General features: G+C 68.1%; 10 protein-coding genes. 8 read left to right on the top strand and 2 right to left on the bottom strand.

Translation table 11 applies throughout. The annotated features are described in order from the left end of the window. Window positions 1-3: 3 nt before the first annotated feature. Window positions 4-357, bottom strand: coding sequence for a hypothetical protein (locus E1291_RS39030; RefSeq protein ID WP_131743052.1), 354 nt, complete (start codon window positions 355-357; stop codon window positions 4-6). Between the two features lie 238 nt (window positions 358-595). Here E1291_RS39030 and E1291_RS39025 point away from each other — a divergent pair, with 238 nt between their 5' ends. The 7 genes from E1291_RS39025 to E1291_RS38995 all read left to right on the top strand — a co-directional run bounded on the left by E1291_RS39025 (window position 596) and on the right by E1291_RS38995 (window position 3,390). Continuing rightward, on the top strand, window positions 596-1,417 hold the full coding sequence (locus E1291_RS39025) for a helix-turn-helix domain-containing protein (protein WP_131743051.1): 822 nt from the start codon (window positions 596-598) through the stop codon (window positions 1,415-1,417). Then, window positions 1,414-1,620 carry a DUF397 domain-containing protein gene (locus E1291_RS39020; protein WP_131743050.1) on the top strand — a complete coding sequence of 69 codons (207 nt, stop codon included), beginning with the start codon at window positions 1,414-1,416 and terminating at the stop codon, window positions 1,618-1,620. Before E1291_RS39025 ends, E1291_RS39020 begins: the two co-directional genes overlap by 4 nt. Before the next feature lie 253 nt (window positions 1,621-1,873). Beyond that, on the top strand, window positions 1,874-2,185 hold the full coding sequence (locus E1291_RS39015; protein WP_306434506.1) for a DUF397 domain-containing protein: 312 nt from the start codon (window positions 1,874-1,876) through the stop codon (window positions 2,183-2,185). A 72-nt stretch (window positions 2,186-2,257) separates the two neighbouring features. Then, window positions 2,258-2,464 carry a DUF397 domain-containing protein gene (locus E1291_RS39010; protein ID WP_131743048.1) on the top strand — a complete coding sequence of 69 codons (207 nt, stop codon included), beginning with the start codon at window positions 2,258-2,260 and terminating at the stop codon, window positions 2,462-2,464. Between the two features lie 159 nt (window positions 2,465-2,623). Continuing rightward, window positions 2,624-2,830 (top strand): DUF397 domain-containing protein, encoded by a 207-nt coding sequence (locus E1291_RS39005; protein ID WP_131743047.1) that lies wholly within the window; start codon window positions 2,624-2,626, stop codon window positions 2,828-2,830. 74 nt (window positions 2,831-2,904) lie between these two features. Continuing rightward, complete coding sequence (locus E1291_RS39000; RefSeq protein WP_131743046.1) at window positions 2,905-3,111, top strand: DUF397 domain-containing protein; 207 nt, start codon at window positions 2,905-2,907, stop codon at window positions 3,109-3,111. A 72-nt stretch (window positions 3,112-3,183) separates the two neighbouring features. After that, a complete protein-coding gene (locus E1291_RS38995) occupies window positions 3,184-3,390 on the top strand; it encodes a DUF397 domain-containing protein (protein WP_131743045.1) in 207 nt (68 codons plus the stop codon). Window positions 3,391-3,882: 492 nt separating this feature from the next. On the opposite strand, the gene E1291_RS42835 is transcribed toward E1291_RS38995, so the two are convergent. Further along, window positions 3,883-4,026 (bottom strand): hypothetical protein, encoded by a 144-nt coding sequence (locus tag E1291_RS42835; RefSeq protein ID WP_165495511.1) that lies wholly within the window; start codon window positions 4,024-4,026, stop codon window positions 3,883-3,885. 256 nt (window positions 4,027-4,282) lie between these two features. Here E1291_RS42835 and E1291_RS38985 point away from each other — a divergent pair, with 256 nt between their 5' ends. Beyond that, window positions 4,283-4,888: an RNA polymerase sigma factor gene (locus E1291_RS38985; RefSeq protein ID WP_306434505.1), complete on the top strand. Its 606-nt coding sequence runs from the start codon at window positions 4,283-4,285 to the stop codon at window positions 4,886-4,888. The last annotated feature ends 114 nt before the right edge of the window (window positions 4,889-5,002 follow it).

Below are 5,002 nucleotides of genomic sequence, written 5' to 3'. Positions count from 1 at the left end.
CCTTCACCTTTCGAATCCAGGTAAGTCATCAGACCCAGGAACACCCTCCAAATTCCTCCCGGCTGAGCCGGGGATATGACAAGGCGCCTCGCGGCGCACCGTGAAGAACCACAGGCGCTCGCCGTCGTCCTCACGCGGCCTGCACGTGATCGTGTCGGCGGGCTGCGGCGCGCCCTCACAACACCCCGGCAGATTCGGATTGATCACGATCAGCCCGCCCCGCTGAAGAACCGTCTTCAGCCCGTAGATCTGAAGCCGCGACATCAACGCCCCAAGCCGCCCATAGCCGTCCGGGTGCTCGATGCCGTCGAGGCGTTCATTCGGGTCCGCCCCCTCTGCTTCGTGATCCTTGCTCACAACCGACCTCCGTGTACTCCGGCCAAGCCTCGTCTGGCCATTCCGAATAAACCCGACAGATCACCACATCAAAGTCGGGCTAGCGGAATGGCGGGACCAGCCTCACGGCGCGGGGATACGCTCGGCTACGAACCCCGCAACACCACACGAAAACCCCGAAGGCCGAACAAGAAACCGCATCGTAGATCGATAAAACCCGCCTGGGTTCCAGAAACTCTCTCCCCCCGGAGCCGTCCACATGCCAGCACGACGCGACCCGTACCAGGCCCCCGCGGTCCGCGCGTACGCCGCAACGCTGAAAGCGATGCGGAAGACCGCGAAACTCTCACAGCACGGACTGGCCGAGGTACTCGGCTATACGTCCCAGTTCGTCAGCCAGGTCGAAGGCTGCAAGAACCTCCCGTCCCGCAAGTTCTCCGAGGACCTGGACACCTACTTCCAGGCCGACGAACTCTTCGTCGGCCTGTGGGAGGTCATCGACGACACCCTCGACACCACCGCGCTACCACCAGGATTCAATGACTTCACAGAGCGCGAGGCGGAGGCGTCGGCACTCTACATCTTCGCAGCGATGGTGATTCATGGACTGCACCAGACTCCGGAGTACGCCTACGAAGTCCTGAAAGCAGGGAGGACAGGCGAGGAAGTCCAAAACCTCGTCTCCAAGCGGATGGACAGGCAACAACTCCTCACCAGGGACGACCCACCCCAGATCGTCGCCGTATTCGACGAAGGGGTGATCCGGCGCGTCGTCGGCACCCGCGAGATCATCAAGGATCAACTGGCACGCCTGATCGAGATCGCAGAAATGCCCAACGTCACCTTTCACCTCGTGTCATCGGAAAAGGGCTCCTACGCTGGGCTACCCGGAGCGTTCACGATCCTCAGGTTCAATGACGCGCCCGATATGGTCTATACGGAGGGCCACATAGGGGGAAACCTCACTGACCACGTCGCCACAGTCTGGGGACACACGGTACGATTTGACCTGATACGTGGAGCGGCGATGCCCGCTGATGAGTCCCTGGAGTTGCTTCGCTCGACCTGGGAGAACCTATGAACATCCCGGATCTGTCTGCCGCCTCATGGCGCAAGAGCAGCCACAGCACCGACATCGGCGGGGAGTGCGTCGAGGTCGCCGCCCTCACCCCCATGGTGGGCATGCGAGACTCCAAAGACCCCGACGGCCCCACCCTGACCCTCAGCCACACGGCCTTCACGACCCTCGTCACGGAGATCCGCACAGGCGCACACGACCTGTAGACCTCCGCTCACGCCAACGTCCTGCCGCTCACCACGACCGGCGGGCCGTTGACATGTCCGGTCGGCGGGCCCGTCCTGGCCACCGACTGACCGCCAGGCACGACGACGCCCCCGGATCGCTCGTGCGACCGGCGAAGGCCTCATCTGTGCCAGCCCACCTCAGTGAGTGGCAGGTGCGTCATCGAGGTTGGCAACCCCGAACATCGACGGCCCCGACCAGCGGACACCCAGCCTCGCCGTCGCGTCCCGCCCGATGAACACCACCGCAGCGCCCTCACCCATCGCGGCGACCGCCGCCCCCAGTCCCCGCCGCCCGCTGACGAGTCCCTGGAATTACTCCGCTCAACCTGGAGAATCTATGAACATCCTGGATCTATCTGTCGCCTCGTGGCGCAAGAGTGGTCGCAGCGATGAGCATGGTGGCGCTTGTGTAGAGGTGGCGAGCCTCGCCCCCGTAGTGGCCGTGCGGGACTCCAAAGACCCCGCCGGCCCCGCCGTGGCCCTCAGCCGCGCGGCGTTCACAGCGCTCGTCAAGGAGATCCGTACAGGCGCACACGACCTGTAACCCCTCACACACGCCAACACCCCGCAGCCCGCTGATTAGGTCTGGAATTGCTTCGTTCAACAGGGAGAAGCCATGAACAGTTTGGATCTGTCCGCCGCCTCTTGGCGTAAGAGCAGCCACAGCGGCGACACCGGCGGGGACTGCCTGGAGGTCGCCGCCCTCGCCCACATAGTGGCTATGCGGGACTCCAAAGACCTCGACGGCCCCGTCCTAGGTCTCAGCCGCGCGGCGTTCGCGACGCTCGTTGGGGAAATCCGCTCAGGCGCGCACAGCCTGTAACCCCACACACGCCCCGACCAGTGGACGCCCGCCCATCTTCGCGTCCCGCCCGATGAACACCACCGCAGCGCCCTCACCCATCGCGGCGACCGCCGCCCCCAGTCCCCGCCGCCCGCTGACGAGTCCCTGGAATTGCTCCGCTCAACCTGGGAGAAACCAATGAACATGCCGGACCTGTCCGCCGCCTCGTGGCGCAAGAGCAGCCACAGCACCGACATTGGCGGGGATTGCGTAGAAGTTGCCGCCCTCGCGCCCACGGTGGCCATGCGAGACTCCAAAGACCCCGACGGCCCGGCCCTGAGCCTCAGCCGCAAGGGGTTCACGACGCTCGTTGGGGAAATCCGCTCAGGCGCACACGACCTGTAGGACCCCACGTACGCGAACACCCCGCCACCCGCTGATGAGTCCCTGGAGTTGCTTCGCTCGGCCCGGGAGTACCTATGAACAGTCAGGACCTGTCCGCCGCCCGGTGGCGAAAGAGCAGCCGAAGCGACCAGCACGGGGGGCAGTGCGTAGAAGTTGCCGCCCTCGCGCCCGTGGTGGCCATGCGGGACTCCAAGGACGCCGACGGCCCCGTCCTGGGTCTCAACCACGCAGCGTTTACAGCGCTCGTCACAGAGATCCGCGCAGGCTCACACGACCTGTAGACCGCCACGCACGCCAACGCGCTGCTGCCCGCTGATTAGGTCTGGAATTGCTTCGCTCAACCTGGAGAAGCCATGAACAGTTTGGATCTGTCCGCCGCCTCTTGGCGTAAGAGCAGCCACAGCGGCGACACCGGCGGGGAGTGCGTCGAGGTCGCGGCCCTCGCCCCCACGGTGGCTATGCGAGACTCCAAACACCCCGACGGCCCTACCCTGAGCCTCAGCCGCACGGTGTTCACGACGCTCGTTGGGGAGATTCGCGCAGGCGCACACGACCTGTAAGCCCACACACGCCAACACCTCGCCGCTCACCGCGACCCTGGTGGGCCGTCACGCCGATGTGGTGTCCTCTTCCATCGGCCGCTGGCTCGTCGTGCGCGCGGTCGATCTTTGGTCGGGCGGCGTGGAGGGTGCAGCGCGGTGGCGGCAGCGAGGATGGCGGCCAGGACGAAGCAGGCGCCGACGCGGAAGGCGAGCCGGTAGCCACCGGTGAGCGCGGTCGCCTGGGTGGCGCCGTCGCGAGCAGGGCGCTGGTGTGCGAGGCGGCTAGCGCGCTCAGGATCGCCAGGCCGAGCGAACTGCCGGCCTGCTGCATGGTGTTGAACATGCCCGAAGCCGGGCCCGAGTCGCGCGGGGCCGCGCCGGACATTGCCAGTCCGGCTAGGGACGGCATGGCCAGGTCGAATCCGATGCCCAGAGGCAGCGTCGCCGGGTAGAGGGTCAGTGGCGTCGGTTCCGGGGACGCGTTACGCCGCGGTGGTCAGGCGCCGCCGTTTAGGCGGGCACGACCGGGAGGAAGCCTGCGGGCCCCATGCCGGACGGTGCGGCGGCCCGCGGGCCGCGCCGGTGAACGTCCACGACCTCGCCCGCCTCGGCGCGCACCCGGATCGGCGGGCCCGCCGGCGTCACCTCCAGCACCACCCGCAGTTGATCTTTAGAGCGACCGCGGATGCGTGCGTTCGATGAACGTGCGGCACGCTTGCCGGCAGGCCGACGCGGGACATGGGGAAGTGTCTGGACGGCGGTGCTCGCTCAAGTCGACGACGGATGCTTCGACGGGTGACACCGGCTGCCCGCGGGAACCCGGAGACGGCGTCCGAGGGATAACCGGTGTAGGCACACCGCGACACCTTGGAGGCCCCCCGATGACAGAGCCGTCGACACCGCCGGCCGCGTGGTGATCGGTTCCCGGGTGCGGCCGGAACGCCCGGCCGAGGCGGTGCAGGGCGACGCCGAGCTGATCCGCAGATCGCTCGCGGAGCCGGACGCGTTCACCGCCGTGTACGACCGGCACGCGCCTGCGATCCACCGGTACGTCGCGCGCCGCCTGGGGCCCGACGCGGCCGACGACCTGATGGCCGAGACGTTTCTGATCGCCTTCCGTAAGCGGCGGGGCTACGATCTGGCCCGCGCCGACGCCCGGCCGTGGCTGTACGGGATCGCGACCCGGCTCGTCGCTCGGCACCGCAAGACCGAGACGGCCCGGTACCTGCTGCTGGAACGGCTCGGCGGCGAGACGGCGGCCGAGCCCGTCGACAGCGAGGCGCGGGTGAGCGCGCAGGCCCTGCGAGGGCCGCTCGCCCGGGCGCTGGCCGACCTGCCCGAGGTCTACCGGGAGTCGCTGCTCCTGGTGGCCTGGGCCGACCTGAGCTACGAGGAGGTGGCCGCGGCGCTGGACGTCCCCGTGGGCACCGTCCGGTCCCGCCTGTCGCGGGGCCGCGCCCGGCTCCGCGCCTCGCTCGGCGGCGCCGACCCCACCGAGGAGGACATCGATGGATGAGATGGCGCTGCTGCGCGAGGCCAGGCCCGGCGTCGCGCCGCCCACTGACGCCGCGCTGCGGACGGGGCGCGACCGCCTCGCCGCCGCCGCGCGGCCCGCCCGCCGCCGACCGCC

It is taken from the genome of Actinomadura roseirufa (genome assembly GCF_900659635.1).
Taxonomy (GTDB): domain Bacteria; phylum Actinomycetota; class Actinomycetes; order Streptosporangiales; family Streptosporangiaceae; genus Spirillospora; species Spirillospora roseirufa.
This window is presented reverse-complemented; position numbering and strand designations above follow the sequence as displayed.

Excerpts from the sequence above, each read along its gene's own strand:
- E1291_RS39025 (WP_131743051.1), top strand. The coding sequence starts at position 596 with ATGCCAGCACGACGCGACCCGTACCAGGCCCCCGCGGTCCGCGCGTAC.
- E1291_RS39020 (WP_131743050.1), top strand. The coding sequence starts at position 1,414 with ATGAACATCCCGGATCTGTCTGCCGCCTCATGGCGCAAGAGCAGCCAC.
- E1291_RS39015 (WP_306434506.1), top strand. The coding sequence starts at position 1,874 with ATGAACACCACCGCAGCGCCCTCACCCATCGCGGCGACCGCCGCCCCC.
- E1291_RS39010 (WP_131743048.1), top strand. The coding sequence starts at position 2,258 with ATGAACAGTTTGGATCTGTCCGCCGCCTCTTGGCGTAAGAGCAGCCAC.
- E1291_RS39005 (WP_131743047.1), top strand. The coding sequence starts at position 2,624 with ATGAACATGCCGGACCTGTCCGCCGCCTCGTGGCGCAAGAGCAGCCAC.
- E1291_RS39000 (WP_131743046.1), top strand. The coding sequence starts at position 2,905 with ATGAACAGTCAGGACCTGTCCGCCGCCCGGTGGCGAAAGAGCAGCCGA.
- E1291_RS38995 (WP_131743045.1), top strand. The coding sequence starts at position 3,184 with ATGAACAGTTTGGATCTGTCCGCCGCCTCTTGGCGTAAGAGCAGCCAC.